Consider the following 18,349-nt stretch of genomic DNA (forward strand, 5'->3'; position numbering starts at 1 on the left):
AACCGTAAATAAAGAAAAATCATGAAAAAAATAATTATAGCATCTGTTGTTTTGTTTTTGGCAGCATGTGGGAATGACCCAAAAGATAAAAAAGCAGAACTAGCGAAGCTAAAAAAAGAGCAAACAGATTTATCTGCTAAAATAACTAAGCTAGAGGAAGAGATTGGTACTAAGCAAGAAGAAATTGTAAAACAAGTAGCTGTTTTAGAAGTGCAAACTTCTACTTTCAAAAATTTTATTCAAATACAAGGTAAGGTAGATGCTGAAGAAAACCTTCAGGTAAGTCCGCAAGTACCCGGAGTATTAACTCAAGTTTTTGTTAACATAGGTCAAAATGTTTCAAAAGGACAAGTTTTAGCACAAATAGATGATGCTGTATTGAGACAAAATATAGCACAAGTTCAAACTCAGTTAGACTTAGCAAATATCCTTTTTAACAGGCAAAAAAATCTTTGGGATCAAAAAATAGGTACCGAAGTTCAGTATTTGAATGCTAAAACTCAAAAAGAAAGTTTAGAGAGACAAATTAGTGTGATTAGGCAACAAGCATCTATGTACAAAATTAAATCGCCAATTTCTGGTACTATAGATCAAATGGATTATAAAATTGGGCAAGCCGTTCAACCAGGTGCTCCTGGAATAAGAGTGGTAAATGCTAATAATTTAAAAGCTAAAGCTTTGGTTTCTGAAACTTATGCAGGTAGAATTAATCAAGGAGACGAAGTTTTAGTAATTATTCCGGATGCAACGGATTCTGTGAAAACTAAAATCTCTTTTGCTGCTAAAATCATCGATCCAATGTCTAGAAGTTTTAGTGTGGAAGTTAAGTTACCAAGCAAGAAAACTTACCGCCCTAATATGCTCACCATTTTAAAAATTGTTGATTACGTGAAGGAGAATGCAATTGTTATCCCTATTAAAGCTATTCAGAAATCAGAGAGTGGAGATTATTTGATGTTAGATGAGAATGGAAGAGCTAAAAAAGTGGCCATCACCATAGGTAATATTTACAATGGGAATGCAGAAATTTTGACCGGAATTAAAAAAGGAGACAAGGTAATTATGACTGGATTAAATGGCCTTAATGAAGGTGATGCAGTTAAATTGTAATCTTTTCTTTTAATAATTCAACAAATAAAACAGGATTTAGTATTTCAAAATCCATTAAAAAAATACACTAAATGAAAGATTTAGACAAAGAATTTAAACCATCTAGTTGGGCAATAGAAAATAGAACAGCTATTTATGTGCTCACGGTGTTATTACTCTTGGCCGGTTATTTTGCTTATAACAGTTTGCCTAAAGAGAATTTTCCGGAGATTTCTATCCCGAAAATATTTGTAAGAACCATATACCCAGGAACTTCTCCTGCAAATATGGAGAACTTGGTTACCAAGCAATTAGAAAAACAACTCAAATCAGCCCAGGGCTTAAAAAAGGTAACTTCTAATTCTTATCAGGATTTCTCTTTTATTACTGCCGAATTTAATGCCAATGTGGATATTAAAGATGCTAAACAAAGAATTAAGGATGCGGTAGATAAGGCAAAAACCGATTTGCCTAGTGATTTACCTGATGATCCTGAGGTGTTAGATATTAATTTATCTGACTTGCCTATCATGTACCTGAATATTTCAGGTGATTTTGATTTAAAAACCTTAAAGAAATACGCTGACGATTTGCAAGACAGAGTAGAATCATTACCAGAAATATCAGGAGTAGATATTGTTGGCGCTTTAGATCCTGAGGTTCAAATCAATGTAGATGTAAATAAAATGTCGGCAGCACAGCTTTCATTTTATGATATTCAGCAAGCTATCGGTACAGAAAACATCTCCGCATCTGGCGGAACGGTGCCAATTGATGGCGTTAGAAGAACTTTAAATATAAAAAAGGAATATGGCTCGGCCGAGGAGATTTCTAATACCATTATTAAAAGTCCAACAGGCTCATCTATATATTTAAGAGATATAGCAAATGTTGTTGATGGCTTTAAAGAGCAAGAATCTTATGCAAGGTTGAACGGAAAAAATGTGATCACATTAAATGTGAAGAAACGTTCTGGTCAAAATCTAATTGAAGCATCTGATAAAATCAGAGAAATTATTGCTGAAATGAAAGTGAAGCAGTTTCCAAAAGGATTGGAAATTGTAACTACTGGAGATCAGTCTGATAAAACAAGAGTAACCCTTCATGATTTAATCAACACCATTGTTATTGGGTTTATTTTAGTGACTTTAATCCTCATGTTTTTTATGGGAATTACCAACGCACTTTTTGTGGCGCTTTCTGTTCCATTATCTATGTGCGTGGCATTTTTAATTATGCCTACCATTGGGTTCACCATGAATATGATTGTGTTATTCTCCTTCTTACTCGCACTAGGTATTGTGGTTGATGATGCTATTGTGGTGATAGAAAACACGCATCGTATTTTTGATAATGGTAAAGTATCTATCAAACATGCTGCAAAAATGGCGGCAGGAGAGGTGTTTTTACCCGTATTTTCTGGTACGATGACCACATTGGCACCTTTTATTCCTTTGGCATTTTGGCCTGGCGTAATTGGTGAATTTATGTTCTTTTTACCCATCACTCTTATAATTACCTTATTGGCTTCTTTGGTGGTGGCTTATATTATCAATCCGGTGTTTGCCGTAGATTTTATGGAGTCTCATGCTGCTGATGAAGTTTATCAACCCACTTTTGATAAAAAAGTAAAAAAGACCTTAATGTATTTTGGTATAGCTGCTGTTTTGGGTTATTTGGTTGGTTTTGCAGTTGGAAATTTTGTGGTAATTATTGCACTTTTCTATTTATTGCAACACTTTGTTTTGGAGAAAGCCATCAGAAAATTCCAAAATCATACTTGGCCTAAGGCTCAAGAGAAATACACTAAATTCTTAATATGGACTTTACACAGACCGTATGCTATTTTAGGAAGTACTTTAGGATTATTAATTTTCTCTATTGTACTTACCGGGTTAATTCCACCAAGATTTGTGTTTTTTCCATCATCAGATCCAAACTTTGTATATGTGTACACTTCTTTACCTGTAGGTACAGATCAAGCTTATACCAATGAAGTCACCAAAAAAATAGAGCAAAAAGTTACCGCCGTTGTAGATAGTTTAGGAAAGCAAAATGTTTCTTCTATTATTTCTAACGTAACGGTAGGAGTTACAGATCCTCAAGATGAAGATCAAGGAAACTATCCAAATAAAAGTAAGGTAACTGTTTCTTTTGTGGAGTTTGGAGAGCGTACAGGTAAATCCTCTACTGATTACTTAACAGCTATTAGAAACTCGGTAAAAGGTATTGCAGGAACAGAAATATCAGTAACTCAAGAACAAGCTGGTCCGCCTACGGCAAAACCTGTGAGTATAGAAATTACTGGTGATGATTTAGATTCTTTAGTGAAAACATCTATAGTTCTGAAAAATTATTTGGTTGCTAAAAGAGTTGGAGGTTTAGAAGAATTGAAATCTGATTTCCAAAATAATAAACCCGAAATTATTTTTGATATCGATAGAGAAAGAGCCAATAGAGAAGGGGTGGCTACCAGAACCGCTGCTTTTAATTTAAGAACTGCTCTTTACGGAACCGAAGTTTCTAAGTTTAGAGATTTAGATGAAGATTATGAAATTAATGTAAGAGCACAAGAAGATCAAAGAAATAATTTAGAAGCATTACGTAATCTAAAAATGACTTTTAGAGATATGGGAATGGGAGGGCAAATAAGACAAGTTCCTTTATCGTCTTTTGCTAATATAGATTATGTAAATACTTACGGAGGTATTAAGCGTAAGCAGCAAAAAAGGATCATCATTTTATCTTCTAATGTGTTAAAAGATTTTAATGAGAATGAAGTTGTAAAAAACATTCAAACTGAGATTAATGATTTTAAAGCTCCAGATGGGGTATTGGTTAAAATGGCAGGGGCGCAAGAAGAACAAGCTGAGACCGCAAATTTCTTAGGTTTAGCTTTAGGAGTTGCCTTTTTCTTGATCTTAATTATTTTGGTTATTCAGTTTAACTCTATAGGAAAGCCACTTATTATTTTGAGTGAAATTGTATTCAGTATTATTGGGGTGTTGCTAGGAATTACCATATTTCAGATGGAAATGTCTATTGTAATGATGGGAATTGGAATTGTAGCATTAGCCGGTATTGTGGTAAGAAACGGAATATTATTGGTAGAGTTTGCCGATTTAATGATGGAGCAAGGTATGGAAGCTTATGAAGCTGTTTTAGAAGCTGGTAGAACCCGTATGACACCAGTTTTATTAACAGCCACCGCAACCATGTTAGGTTTAATACCTTTAGCTGTTGGTTTAAACTTAGATTTTGCAGCCTTATTAACTACCGGAAATCCTCATATTTATTTTGGTGGAGATAACGTAGCTTTTTGGGGTCCATTATCTTGGACAATGATTTTTGGGCTAAGTTTCGCTACCTTTTTAACATTGATTTTAGTACCCTCTATGTACCTAATAAGGGTAAAAATAAAGAATCGGTTATCTAAAAAGAACAAAACAACAGACCCTGTAACTACTTAACAGAAAAGGAGGCGAAAGCCTCCTTTTTTTTGTTTATAGCGTTTTAACAAACTAATTTTTAATAGCATTTCAGTTATAAAGTTCGTTGTTTAATTTTATCGAGTTCGTTTTGTAAAGCTGTAGTATTTATGTTTTTTTCTTTGGCCAGCTCTATGGCTTTAATTTGGTTTACTTCTGCTTCGGCATAAAAGTCTAAACGATACAGCAAATGCGCCAAGGTATCATAAAAGCCATAATTGGGTTCTAATTCAATAGATCTTTTGCTCCAACTTATTGCTTTGTTAATATAATTAGTGTTTTTAGTACCAGTTAAGAAAACAAAAAATGCAGCATTATTTAGCTCTACAGGTATTTGATTTGTTTGGTAAGATACCCTAAAACTTGTGGTAAAACTGGAGTCGGGGTTAATTCTTTTGGCTTGTTCAAAAGCCGCTTTTCTTGCTTCTTCTGTGTTTTTAGTATTTAATTTAGCGATAGAATCTTTACTGATATTCATATAGTGTTGATCATAAAAGTAAGATGCTTGTCTAAGATAGTTAGCCGTATCTTTTACTGCCCAATAATAATCAATCATTTTAAGGGAAGAATTCTTTTGTGCCAATCTGTAATCTGTAGCCCAAGAGGTTCTGGTGAAATTAGAAGCGGCAGTAGCCCACTGGATATTTTTCTTTGCAATAGCATAAGCCATGGTATTATTAATAATGGCATTATTAAATGTTTGTCTAACTGCTAATGGTTCAGTTTTAAAAATACTGTCAATTATTTTAGCATTTATATAGGCTAATCTATAGGCTTTTCCATAAGCTAATGGTCCGCCTTTTAAAATAAATAAAACTTGTTGATAATCGTTAAGATCAGCAACTCTTAAAAACTCCACATATTGGTCTAGTAACAAGGCATTATCTGTAATGCCAAAATTCATCCTTTTAGAAATGTAATTTTTCAGAAAATCGCCATCAAACCCCTTAGCTTTATATTCTTTATCGTAATCTACTAATGATTTTTCTTTAGATCTAGAAAGTGCTAGATCTGCCATAGTTATATATTTTTGGGCTTGCATAAAGTTTCCAAAATCTTTTAATAACAAGCCGCCTTTACTATCTAAGAAAATAAATGCAGGAAAACTGTTGACTTTATACCTACTAATAATTTTCATGGCAGCTGTATCTGCCCTGTCAATCTTAAAATTTATAAACTCTTTATTGAATTTATTAACTACTTCAGGGATAGAAATTTCTTTAGGAAACGTGATGTTTTGGGTTTGAGGCTGAATTGTGATTTGTATCAGTAAGGGTTTATTTAACTTTTCAGACTTGGCTTTTGCCGCATCTAATGTTTTTTCGTAGTTTATTTTTTGAGCCTTAACATTGCTCAAACCAAAAACTATAATGGTAATTGTGATTAGGAAGTTTTTCATATTATGGATTAATTTATTTCATTGCTAGATAGCAGCAAAGAATTTTAATTATCCAACAAAATAGAAATTATTTAATCAAGAATAAAATAATTTTTAGCCTATTCGAAATTTAAAGATTAAGGAGAAAATATTTTGGCTTAGGCCGATTTTTAATTAGAAAGAGTTGATTTTACAATTGTTTTACCTGCTCGTAATTTCTAAACCAGCTTCTGATTTTTAATTCTATTACGCCTAAAAAAGCTTCTCTAAAAATTTTAGTACTCATTTTAGAAGTGCCTTCTGTTCTGTCTGTAAATATGATGGGAACTTCCATAACATTAAAACCGTGTTTAATGGCAGTAAATTTCATTTCTATTTGGAAAGCATAGCCTACAAACTTTATTTTTTCAAAATTGATGGTTTCCAAAACTATTCTTCGGTAACATTTAAAGCCAGCCGTAGCATCCTGAATGTCAATACCTGTAATAAAACGCACATAAACCGAAGCAAAATAAGACATCAGCACTCGGCCCATAGGCCAGTTTACCACATTTACACCTTTTATATATCTAGATCCTATAGCTACATCGGCACCGTTTACGCAGGCTTGTCTTAGTTTAATTAAGTCATCCGGGTTATGAGAAAAATCGGCATCCATTTCAAAAATATAGTCGTATTTTTTTTGGATAGCCCAATTAAACCCATGAATATAAGCCGTACCTAAACCTAATTTCCCCTTACGTTCTTCTATAAATAACCTATCCTGATATTCATCCTGAAGGCTTTTTACAATTTGAGCAGTACCATCAGGAGAGCCATCATCAACTATTAAGATGTGGAAGGGGTGAGGAAGTGAGAAAACCTTTCTAATGATTTTCTCAATATTTTCTTTCTCGTTATATGTTGGAATAATGACTAAACTATCAGGCACTCTTTAAATTTTAATATTTGAAATTATGATATTGATTAGCTTTTGTTATCTTTCAAAGTCATGGTTTCTGCAGAAAAATCTTCGGCACCATGAGCTAATCTTTTCAGTGGCTTCAAAAATAACAAAATAAGTAAACCAAACAGGGTGCAAAATATAGCTATACCTGTAAAAATTTCTAACTCACCAGCAGATTGAGACCATTCGCCAACCCAACCAGCAACATAATTACCCATACCTGTTGCAGCAAAATAAGCACCCATCATTAATGAAGCATATTTTAGTGGAGCTAACTTAGTAACATAAGAAAGGGCTACTGGTGAAGCGCAAAGCTCTCCTACAGTATGAAACAAATAGGCTAAAACTAACCAATACATTGCTGAAGAACCATCAGCTTGGTATTGCATAGAAGCGGCACTCATAAATAAAAATCCCCATCCCATAATAATGATACCTAAAGCCATTTTTAAGATAGATGAAGCTTCTTTTCCTTTCTTTTTTCTTTTATACCAAAAAGCAGCAATTACAGTACCTAATGTGATAATAAAAAAGGAGTTTACAGATTGAAACCAAGGAGCCGGAACTTCAAAATTTAAGAAATCAATCATTCTGTTGGTTTTTTCATCGGCATATAAATTCATTAAACCACCAGCTTGTTCAAAAGCACCCCAAAACACAATAATCATTAAGAAAGACAAGAACATCACAATCATTCTGTCTTTTTCTATTTTGGTTAAAGGCTTATTCATCGCCAGTCTTTCGGCTTCTGGAAGTGCTTTGGTTGCTTCTCCAATTCCTACTAAGTATTTTTGTCCGAATAGAAAAACGATCTGACCAATAGCCATTCCTATACCTGCTAAGCCAAAGCCGTAATGCCAGCCATAAGTTACACCAACCGAACCTACAATTACACCCGCTAATAAAGCACCAACGTTAATGCCTATATAAAAAATGGTAAATCCTTTATCCCTTCTATCATCACCGGCTGGGTACAAACCACCTACCATGGTAGATATATTTGGTTTTAAACAGCCAACACCAGCAATTATTAATCCTATTCCAACATAAAAAGCCCATTCTGCTTGTACCGCTAAAATTCCATGTCCGGCTACTAACAGCCAGCCACCTAACATTACCGCTTTCTTTTGTCCTAACCATTTATCAGCTAAAATACCACCCGGTATAGATGAAATGTAAACCAAAGCGGTATAAATTCCATATAAACTTAATGCTTCTACTTTTGTCCAACCAAAACCCGGATTAACACCACTTGCTGATGCCACAAGAAATAACACCAAAAGTGCTCGCATACCGTAATAACTAAATCTTTCCCATAATTCAGTGAAAAATAAGATGTAGAGTCCGGCTGGATGTCCAAAAAGTTCTTTTTGATTTTTCATATAATTTCTAAATGGTGTTTATAAAGCTTAATTAAAATAGGGGTGAAAAGTCAAGTATAAATAAATTTTTTTACAGATTAAGAATTGAAGAAATATATTCTAATGGAACGGTCATGATTTTTGTAAAAATCAAAGAAAATATTAATTCTTAATTACCGGACTTGTGTTTTGGCTGTCTTTGGCAGGATCAATAAAAAAATCATCACTTTCTTCGGGTAAGTTTTTGAGTTTTAAGTTTTCTTGATAAATCCATTTCCCAAATTTAAACTTATAGCCGTCATAAGAAAGATCAGGAGCATAAAGTTCTGTTAATTGTTTTGATTGCTCATTTGAAGCTACTAAATGGTCAAAAACAATTAATTTATCATCCTTAGCATACTTTAACAACATAGAAGCTTCTTTTGTATAATTGAAGATAATGCGTTTAGAAAAGGAGTTAGATTTTGGTGCATTTTCTAAAACGGAAATCCCAAATTCGGGTTTACCATCTTTAAAACGAAGCGTTTCAATAATTTTAGAACTGGATTGCATATTTTTTCCTTTCCAGCCAAATAAAATATAGTAAGGATCTTTGATTCCTAAAACAGGTAAAATATGGTAATAAGCTGCTCCATACCATTGGTTGGTAGTTAGGGTAGTATCTGAAATTGAGCTGGCAGTTTTTAAACTTTGCGTATTATCTAACAGCGGGTAAAGTTCTAATTTAGTTGGGTTATTCATTTGTATGGCTCCAAAATAGCGATAAGAACCATCATCATTTTGTGTAAACCATGAAAATATTCTAAACTTATTATCTTCAGATTTTTTTATCGAAACAAAATCTAGAATAGACTGAAAAGGATAGTTAAAAGAGCTTTTCTCTTTTAAAGAATTGACTAAGATTTTAATGAAAGCGTAATTTGCCTGAGTCCGGTTTTCTTGAATAGTATCACTACTCAGTGTTAAACCTAAATTTTTTAGAGAGTCTTCAAAAATCATCATTTTGCTTTGTGCTAAACAAAATGATGATTTAATGAATAATAAGAAAAGCAATAAAGCTAGTTTCTTCATGAAATATGTTAACGTAAATTTTCTATAACAATTGCACTGGCACCGCCGCCACCGTTACAAATGCCTGCAACGCCTAATTTACCATTATTTTGATTTAAAGCATGAATAAGTGTTACCACAATTCTAGCACCTGAAGAACCCAGCGGATGACCTAATGATACTGCACCGCCATTTACATTTACCTTTTTTGCATCTAAATTTAATTCTTTGTTGTTGGCTAATGATACTACAGAAAAAGCCTCGTTAATTTCAAATAAATCAATATCGGTTGTTTTTAAACCCACTTTATTTAAAGCAATAGGAATGGCTTTAGCAGGAGCAGTGGTAAACCATTCTGGCGCTTGTTGAGCATCGGCGTAAGCCAAAACTTTAGCCAATGGTTTTATGCCTAATTCTTCTGCTTTTTCTTTACTCATCAAAACCAAAGCACAAGCACCATCATTTAAGCTAGATGCATTTGCTGCGGTAACCGTTCCGTCTTTTTTAAATACAGGTCTTAAACCCGCTATTTTATCAAACTTTACGTTTGCAGGTTCCTCATCTTGATCTATTAAAGTAGAGTTTCCTTTTTTGTCTTTAATTTCTAAAGCAGTAATTTCTGATTTGAATTTTCCATCAGCAATTGCTTTTTGAGATCTGTGGTATGATTCTATTGCGTAAGCATCTTGCTCTTCTCTAGAAATATGGCAATCAGTAGCGCAAAGTTCTGCTGCAGCGCCCATGTGGTAATCATTATAAACATCCCAAAGTCCGTCTTTTATTAAACCATCTGTTAGTTGCCCGTTACCTAATTTATAGCCATTTCTGACTTTATCTAAATAGTAAGGAACGTTACTCATGCTTTCCATTCCGCCGGCAACTACAATATCTTGGTCTCCTAAAGCAATGCTTTGTGCGGCCAACATAATGGCTTTCATACCAGATGCACAAACTTTATTAATGGTGGTATTGGGTACATCAGGTAAGCCAGCAAATTTTGCAGCTTGTGTAGCTGGCGCCTGCCCTAAGTTTGCAGATAGCACATTGCCCATGTAAACTTCTTGAACTTGCTGTGGCTTGATACCAGCTTTTTCTACCGCGGCTTTTATTGCAAAACCGCCTAGTTGTGTTGCTGTAAATGATGATAAACTACCTCCAAAACTACCAATAGGTGTTCTAATGGCAGAAACGATATAAACTTCTCTCATAAAATTTTTTTGAATAAATAATTGGTGCTGCAAAATTAGTTATTAAACACAACGTAAAAAAATAGGCTCTAGTTTAATTAGAGCCTATAACGATAATTTTACTTGTAGGAAAGCCAGCAATGGCTGTTTTAATTATAATGAACCTGTATTTACCACAGGAGTTACATTTCTTTCGCTGCAAAGCACCACTAATAAATTACAAACCATAGCGGCTTTTTTATCTTCATCTAATTTAACAATGTTTTCTTCGCTCAATCTTTTTAAAGCCAAGTTTACCATACCAACAGCACCTTCTACAATGAGTTTTCTGGCTGATATAATGGCTGATGCTTGTTGCCTTTGTAACATAGCGCTGGCAATTTCTGGCGCATACGCTAAATGAGAAATTCGGGCTTCAATAATTTCTATTCCTGCTCTTTCTAGTCGGTTGTTTAATTCTTCTTCTAGAATTTTGTTCACTTGGTCTGCTCCGTCTCTTAAAGTTATGCCTGTATGATCATCTTCCATGGTATCATAAGGGAAAGTATTGGCTAAATGCCTTACTGCGGCTTCGCTTTGGATGTTTACATATTGCATATAATCTTCTACGGCAAAAGCGGCTTTGGCTGTATCTTTTACTTGCCAAACAATTACGGCAGCAATTTCTATAGGGTTACCCAATAAATCATTTACTTTTAATTGTTGGCCGTTTAGGTTTCTTGCTTTTAATGAGATTTTTCTTTTTGTGGTTAAGGGATTAACCCAAAAAAAGCCGTCTTTTTTTACCGAACCAACATATTTACCAAATAGTACAAGCACTCGGGCATCATTTGGATTAATAATGATGAGGCCAGGCAACAATAAAATAAAATTAATGATGGAAAGGATTACACCAGCTGCAATTTGGTGAATAAAAAAAAGATAGACACTAACAGCTAATAAAACCAAGAATGTTACGAATGTTAAATAGCCTGACGGAGGATTAATTTCTTTTTCTGTGTGCATGTTTTTATGATTTTGATTGATCTTACTAAGATATTAAATATTATGATTGTACTGGTTTATCATTTTTTATTACCTTATCAATTTAGTTTAAGAACCTGATTTTGATTGATTTTTAATTGATTAGGTTTTACTTTTTTTATGAGCGTTAACGATGGAACGGCATCCTTTATCCCCCTTTTTGGGGATAAAGATAAAGCGGAAAGCGTGTTACCTTGCCTGCGGCAGGCAGGAAACGCCCAAATTATTATGAATAGAACTCAGATTAATTAAAAGATTTTTTAGTTTTTTAAGTGTGAATAGATTGATACAATAGGCTTATTTTCGGCAGGTAGAATATAGAAAATCTTTGCCCTATTCAATTTTCATCAAGATTAAAAGGTCTTAATCTATATTTCAGTTCTATTAATAATAGAACTGAGGTTTTATAAAAAACATATATTTGAATAAATAAGAATAAAGTGGCTAAAATAAGAAGAGACTCGGGCAAATTGATTTATAGAAAATATACCTCTATAATTAAGTATATTTTAATGGGTTTGAGTATCCTTATTATTACTGTAATTCTCCCAAAACAACCTCGCTTTAAGTATGAATTTGAAAAAGGTCATGTTTGGCTGCATGAAGATTTAGTTTCGCCTTATAATTTCTCTATCAGAAAAAATCCAGAGGAAATTAAAAGTGATAAAGAAAGCATACTAAAGTTTGTTTTACCTGTTTATGAAATTGATAACAAGGTTGTTGAGAATCAGATTAGCCAATATCAAGCAGATTTTGAAGTAAAATGGAAAAATGCCGGACTAAAAGATGGAAAAGAAAAGGAGCTGAATTTTAATTTAGGGACTAAAATTCTGAGAGATATATACGATAGAGGCGTAATTGGTTTAAATAAAAAATATCAAAGAGACGGAGATCAATATGTTATTTCTTTGCTTAAAAATGGGGTAGAAGAGCAATTAAGTACTTCAAGTTTATATACTCAGGTTTCTGCAACGGCAGCAGTTGCTGAGCTTATAGCTAAAGAAAAAGAGGCGGAAACCACTATTCTCTTATCGGTTATTAAAGACAGGATAACGCCTAATATTATTTATAATGAGCGATTTACCGAGAAACTAGAAAAGCAAGCGGTAGAAAATGTTTCTTCTACCAGAGGAATGGTGCAAAAAGGGGAATTGATTATAGCAAAAGGAAATTCTATAAATGAAGAATCTTTTCAAAAACTAGAATCTTTACGCATCAGCTATGAAGATGATGATAATATAAGCGGCGATAGGGATTTTGTATTAGGAGGCCAATTTTTATTAGTAGGAATGGTGATTTCTCTTTTAATGGTTTTTCTTTTTCTTTTTAGGAAAGACATTTTTGCAGATAACAGGAAAATTTCCTTGATTTTAATTGTAGTTACAGGGATGCTGGTTTTCCTTTCTTGGTCTATTAGAATTAAACTTCCAAGTCTTTACTATATTCCTTATTGTATTGTTCCTATCATCGTTAGGATTTTATTTGATACCCGTTTGGCAATGAATATCCATTTATTGGTGGTATTAATAGCCAGTTTCTTTTTGCCAAATAGTTTTGAGTTTGCTTTTTTGCAAATCACAGCAGGAATGGTAGCCATTTACAGTATTAAAAATTTAGTAAGAAGAGAGCAATTTTTGATTTCGGCTTTATTAATCTTATTAAATTATTTTGTGGCCTATTTAGGGATCTCACTCATCAGAGAAGGCTCTTTTGCATCAATAGAATGGATTAAGTTTATGCCATTTATATTTAGTGTGCTATTTTCTTTATTAGCTTATCCATTAATTTACCTGTTCGAAAAATTATTTGGTATCACATCAGATATCACTTTAATAGAATTAACCAATACCAATTCTACTTTACTAAGAGAACTCGCATTTAAAGCACCCGGAACTTTTCAGCATTCTTTACAAGTGGCTAATTTGGCAGAGTCGGCTATATTTAAAATAGGAGGGAATGCTTTATTGGTGAGGGCAGGTGCTTTATATCATGATATTGGTAAAATGGATAATCCTCAGTTTTTTATCGAAAACCAAAATAAGGGTTTAAATCCTCATGATAAATTACCTTATGAAGATAGCGCACAAATTATTATCAGACATGTGATAAACGGGATAGAAATGGCCCGAAGAAATAATTTGCCCGAGGTAATTATTGATTTTATAAGAACACACCATGGAAATACAAGGGTAGATTATTTTTATCAGTCGTTTTTAAAAAATTTTCCTGAAAAAATTGTTGATGAGAATACTTTCCGTTATCCGGGACCTATTCCTTTCACAAAAGAGACTGCGGTATTGATGTTGGCCGACTCGGTAGAGGCAGCATCACGTAGTTTGAAAGAGCCTGATGCTGAAAGTATTAATAAACTGGTGGAACGTATTATTGATTATAAATTAGAGCAAAATCAGTTGAATGATAGTAACATTACGCTCAAAGAAATTGAGACAATTAAACTGATTTTTAAGACCATGTTGATGGGTATTTATCACGTTAGAATAGATTACTTGAAGTAGAAGTGAAAATTCTTTTTGTAGATATGCAGGGATTACTATATTTGCACTCCCGTAAGGAAAAGAAAACATAAGTTTAAACGCTAATAATCTTAAAATTTAGCTTTAAATAACACAAAAGGAGAGATGCCTGAGTGGCCGAAAGGAACAGTTTGCTAAACTGTCGTACTGGCAACGGTACCGAGGGTTCGAATCCCTCTCTCTCCGCTGAAAACAACACCAAAATGATTCAAAAGCCTGTAAATCAAATGATTACAGGCTTTTTTAATTTTAGGAGTTTTTAAATGTTTGACCAATTTTGTAATCTTAGCAGGTAAAAGCGTTTCTTAATTTTATATATCTTTGTTTTGATGGGTAGGAAAGTTAACCTAATAAGTGTGATTAAAAGTTGCGAAATTCGATTCGGTCGCGGAGAGGCTGCAAGTTGGATACATAGTGATTTTATTGCCCTTAACCAAGATATACTACAAAGCACAAAAGTAAACATCAGCATCAACACCTTAAAAAGGATTTTTGGTAAACTTTCTGTCGAGGAGAAATATATCCCTCAAGAGGCAACCATTGAAGCGCTGCAAAAATATAGCGAAAATACCTTTCCTAAAAATAGCCAAATACTTGTTGAAGTTCAATCAGACGTTAAAAATGAATCATCTATAATCAAAAAGAGGTCTTTAATTTATTTTATTACCTTAATATTGATTGGTGTTATTGGCTTTATTGCTTGGTATATTCTTAACACTACTTCCTTTCTTACAGCAAGTATTAAATTAAAGAAATTGGAAGGCGTCTTACCATCTACAGCTGTGTTTGAACTTAAAATACCACAAACCAATGATAGTCTATTTGTGAATTTTGGAGATAAATCTCCTTTAGTCTATATTAATAAGGGACAAAAGCTCATCACGCATAATTATTTACTATCAGGAGTTTTTAGAATTGCTTTACTGGTGCAGAAATCTGTAATTGCAGAAACAAATATTAGCATAAGTTCTAATAAATGGATTGCAATTAGTTATCACGACCAGTTGCGTAACCACTTTTACCAAATTCCAGTGGTTAAAACTCCATCAGATAGTATCTTTAATTTTACTAACAGTCAATTAAACAAGGTTGGCTTAGATACTGCTCAACGTATTTTTACCAGACTTTATAATTACACTGCTGTAAATTACTCTAAAGATGATTTCACTTTCGAAACCACTTTTAAAAACCCATCTCGCAGAAACGGTATTTCTTGTAATAGCACACAGTTTCAAATATCGGGAATGAATAGCATGATACGTTTTAAATTTTCGAGTGAAGGATGTAGCTCAAGGGTGATTAATGTATTAAGTGAAAAAAAGTTTGATGGCGATAAGAATGATCTTTCTCAATTTGTTGTTGAACAGGAAAATTGGAATACAGTAAAATTAATTAACAAAAACAAGCAAGTCTGGTTGTTTGTGAATGGTAAATTACTGTACAAGGGAAGCTATCAAAAGCCATTAGGTGAAATAAAAGGATTGTTTATTGAGTTTGAAGGAAATGGCTTTGTAAAAACCTGCAACCTTACCGCCAAAAATGGTCGTAATCTTTATCAATTTTAGTCTCCATATCTTATTTTAATTAGCTGATTACCAAACAGATATTTCGTCCATATTTTGGATGGGCTTTGGGTAGCTAAATTAATCAGATAAAAAAATCTTCTCTCTATTTTCGGTAAATTAATGTCTTAATATAATTGGATTATTAAAGATTATTTGTTTACTAAGTTCTGATTTTTAGTATTTAAAAGGTGTCACTTGTTATTAATTGACTGTCATCCTAATATTAATTTTTGCAACCTCAATTGAATAAAAAAATCAACAATTATTTAACAGAAGATATTTTAAAAATGAAAAAACCTAATATTTCAATGATGAGAATTTTACTAATTATTACCGCCATTTTTTGCTCAACACTTGTTTTTGCGCAAAACAGCAAGGAGGATGTCAGAGTAAACCAACTTTTTAATTTTGAATGGAAATTTAAAGCTGGTGATGTTGCAAACGCTCAAAATAGTTCTTTTAATGATAGTGACTGGCGCAAGTTAGATTTACCACACGATTTTCAGTTTGAACAACCTTGGGATAAAACAGCTAGCAGAGGTCGTGGTTTTAAAGCAATGGGTGTAGGTTGGTATCGTAAAACATTTAAGGCAGAAGCTAACTGGAGGGGGAAAAAGATATTACTTGATTTTGAAGGCATTATGCTGCATGGTGAAGTATGGCTTAACGGAAAGAAAATTGGAGGGACAAATTATGGCTATCTTGGTTTTGAATCTGATATAGCAGATATGATCAAATATGATGCTGTAAATGTGGTTGCCGTTCGCTCTTCTACTGGCGAAATAGCTAATTCTCGTTGGTACACAGGTGGTGGGCTTTTTCGTGATGTACATTTAGTGGTAAAAGACAGTATTTCTATTGCCCGTCACGGTATTTTTATAACTACGCCTAGCATTTCAAATCAAAATGCAGAAGTAAGAGTACAAGTTGAAGTTGAGGGTATTAAAAACAAACAATATGAACTGGAGATTATTGCTAAGATATTTTCGCCAGATGGGAAACAAGTAGCTGAAACCAAAGCGTTAGCGCCTAAAAAGTCTCAGCTTGTAGCCGTAGAAGTTCCATTGCCTAAAGCAAATATTACTAATCCGCAGCTTTGGAGCTGCGAAACGCCTAATCTTTATACTGCCGAAGTAGAATTAGTGTTAAACGGTAAAGTGATTGATAAACTCATTAAAAGATTCGGAATTCGTACTGTTGAGTTCTCCAAAGAATTTGGACTCAAATTAAATGGTAAGAAGGTCTTTTTGAAAGGCGTTGCCAATCATCATGATTTGGGTGCGGTAGGTGCAGCTGCTCATAAAACTTCCATTGCCAGAATGATGGACCAATTGAAAGCATTTGGTTTTAATCATATTAGAACTTCACACAATCCTTATTCAGAGTCGTTTTTTGACCTTGCCGACGAAAAAGGAATTTTGGTTGTAGATGAATTGTATGACAAATGGGGCAGCTCAGTTGCTTGGGCAGGAAGTGCGCCATGGAATGATATATGGTATAACAATGTAAAGGAATGGATTAAACGTGATAGAAATCATCCATCGGTAATCATGTGGAGCTTTGGAAATGAGTTACAGTTTCAGGAAGAACGTTGGAATTTTCCAACAAGTGATTGGGGCGTAACAACTTACCGTATTATGGATGTGGTTGCAAAACGTTATGATCCTACCCGTAAAACAACCGTGGGTATGTATCCAGCCAGGGCAGGTGGTATCATTAGGGCCAACCCAGATTTCCGTATCAAAGAGAATATTGTTCCGCCCGAATTGGCAACAGTAACCGATGTTGCTAGTTTTAATTATACCTGGGAGGATTATCAGGAATATTTAAAGCATGCACCCAATATGATTATTTATCAAAGTGAGGCGGTAACTAACGAATTGGCAGCACCGTATTTTGGAATGGACAGAGATAAAATGGTTGGACTGGCTTATTGGGGAGGTATTGAATATTGGGGCGAATCTCAAGGTTGGCCAAGGAAGGGATGGAACTATTCTTTTTTCAATCATTCTATGGAACCTTTTCCACAAGCATGGTTAACAAAAAGCATTTTCACAGACGAACCATTGGTTCACATTGGCGTGGTGGATAGTGAAGGAGAAATGAAGATGTGGAATGATCAGATAGTGGGACAAAAGGTTATTTCATCACATTGGAACCGTATGGAAGGTGAAAAATATAGTCTTTATACTTATACCAATGCAGAAGAGGTTGAATTGCTGGTGAATGGAAAATCTATAGGAGTACAAAAAAATAGTATGGATACAAAAAAACGCAATACTATTTATTGGCAAAATATCCCTTATGCAGCCGGTAAAATTACGGCTATTGCCAGAAAAGGAGGTAAAGAAGTTGCTCGTCACGAATTAGAGACCGCCGGAAAAGCAGTCGCATTAAAAATGGAGACAGAAAATGAAAATTGGAAAGCTGATGGCATGGATCTTCAATATGTAAGAGTGTATGCTGTTGACAGTAAAGGACGTATAGTACCAACTGCCACCGGAGAAGTAACTTTTGACGTAAATGGCGTAGCAAGTATAATTGCGGTGGATAATGGCAATCATTCTAGCGATGATTTATTTGATGGAAATAAAAAAGTACTTCATAAAGGCTTTGCAATGGCTATTTTACGTTCAACACAAATAGCTGGTACTGTAAAGTTAAAAGTTACAGCAACAGGATTAAAAGGGATAGAAAAGACTTTAACAGTAAAATAATTTGAAGATGA

The 18,349-nt window shown here is 33.9% G+C and carries 11 protein-coding genes and 1 tRNA gene; 6 read left to right on the plus strand and 6 right to left on the minus strand.

Translation table 11 applies throughout. The features are described 5' to 3' along the window. Window positions 1–21 precede the first annotated feature (21 nt). On the plus strand, window positions 22–1,110 hold the full coding sequence (locus FA046_RS08055) for an efflux RND transporter periplasmic adaptor subunit (RefSeq protein WP_136825869.1): 1,089 nt from the start codon (window positions 22–24) through the stop codon (window positions 1,108–1,110). A gap of 71 nt (window positions 1,111–1,181) precedes the next feature. After that, on the plus strand, window positions 1,182–4,559 hold the full coding sequence (locus FA046_RS08060) for an efflux RND transporter permease subunit (protein WP_136825870.1): 3,378 nt from the start codon (window positions 1,182–1,184) through the stop codon (window positions 4,557–4,559). 73 nt (window positions 4,560–4,632) lie between these two features. Here FA046_RS08060 and FA046_RS08065 read toward each other — a convergent pair whose 3' ends face one another. From FA046_RS08065 to FA046_RS08090, 6 genes are all read right to left on the minus strand, one after another. Continuing rightward, entirely contained in the window at window positions 4,633–5,976 is a 1,344-nt protein-coding gene (locus FA046_RS08065) for a thioredoxin domain-containing protein (protein ID WP_136825871.1), read from the minus strand. A gap of 169 nt (window positions 5,977–6,145) precedes the next feature. After that, window positions 6,146–6,886, minus strand: a complete 741-nt coding sequence (locus FA046_RS08070) for a polyprenol monophosphomannose synthase (protein WP_136825872.1) — start codon at window positions 6,884–6,886, stop codon at window positions 6,146–6,148. Window positions 6,887–6,921: 35 nt separating this feature from the next. Further along, entirely contained in the window at window positions 6,922–8,283 is a 1,362-nt protein-coding gene (locus FA046_RS08075; protein ID WP_136825873.1) for a peptide MFS transporter, read from the minus strand. A gap of 141 nt (window positions 8,284–8,424) precedes the next feature. Next, entirely contained in the window at window positions 8,425–9,333 is a 909-nt protein-coding gene (locus tag FA046_RS08080) for a hypothetical protein (protein WP_136825874.1), read from the minus strand. A gap of 8 nt (window positions 9,334–9,341) precedes the next feature. Continuing rightward, window positions 9,342–10,520, minus strand: a complete 1,179-nt coding sequence (locus FA046_RS08085) for an acetyl-CoA C-acyltransferase (protein ID WP_136825875.1) — start codon at window positions 10,518–10,520, stop codon at window positions 9,342–9,344. A gap of 132 nt (window positions 10,521–10,652) precedes the next feature. Next, window positions 10,653–11,504: an SPFH domain-containing protein gene (locus FA046_RS08090; RefSeq protein ID WP_136825876.1), complete on the minus strand. Its 852-nt coding sequence runs from the start codon at window positions 11,502–11,504 to the stop codon at window positions 10,653–10,655. Between the two features lie 458 nt (window positions 11,505–11,962). Here FA046_RS08090 and FA046_RS08095 point away from each other — a divergent pair, with 458 nt between their 5' ends. The 4 genes from FA046_RS08095 to FA046_RS08110 all read left to right on the plus strand — a co-directional run bounded on the left by FA046_RS08095 (window position 11,963) and on the right by FA046_RS08110 (window position 18,338). Further along, window positions 11,963–14,038 (plus strand): HD family phosphohydrolase, encoded by a 2,076-nt coding sequence (locus FA046_RS08095; protein WP_394347365.1) that lies wholly within the window; start codon window positions 11,963–11,965, stop codon window positions 14,036–14,038. Window positions 14,039–14,155: 117 nt separating this feature from the next. Further along, window positions 14,156–14,242 (plus strand) — tRNA-Ser (locus FA046_RS08100). A gap of 143 nt (window positions 14,243–14,385) precedes the next feature. Continuing rightward, window positions 14,386–15,621 (plus strand): hypothetical protein, encoded by a 1,236-nt coding sequence (locus tag FA046_RS08105; RefSeq protein WP_136825877.1) that lies wholly within the window; start codon window positions 14,386–14,388, stop codon window positions 15,619–15,621. A gap of 287 nt (window positions 15,622–15,908) precedes the next feature. Further along, entirely contained in the window at window positions 15,909–18,338 is a 2,430-nt protein-coding gene (locus FA046_RS08110; protein WP_205943618.1) for a glycoside hydrolase family 2 TIM barrel-domain containing protein, read from the plus strand. Window positions 18,339–18,349 lie beyond the last annotated feature (11 nt).

The organism is Pedobacter cryophilus (assembly GCF_005116455.1).
GTDB classification, from domain to species: domain Bacteria; phylum Bacteroidota; class Bacteroidia; order Sphingobacteriales; family Sphingobacteriaceae; genus Pseudopedobacter; species Pseudopedobacter cryophilum.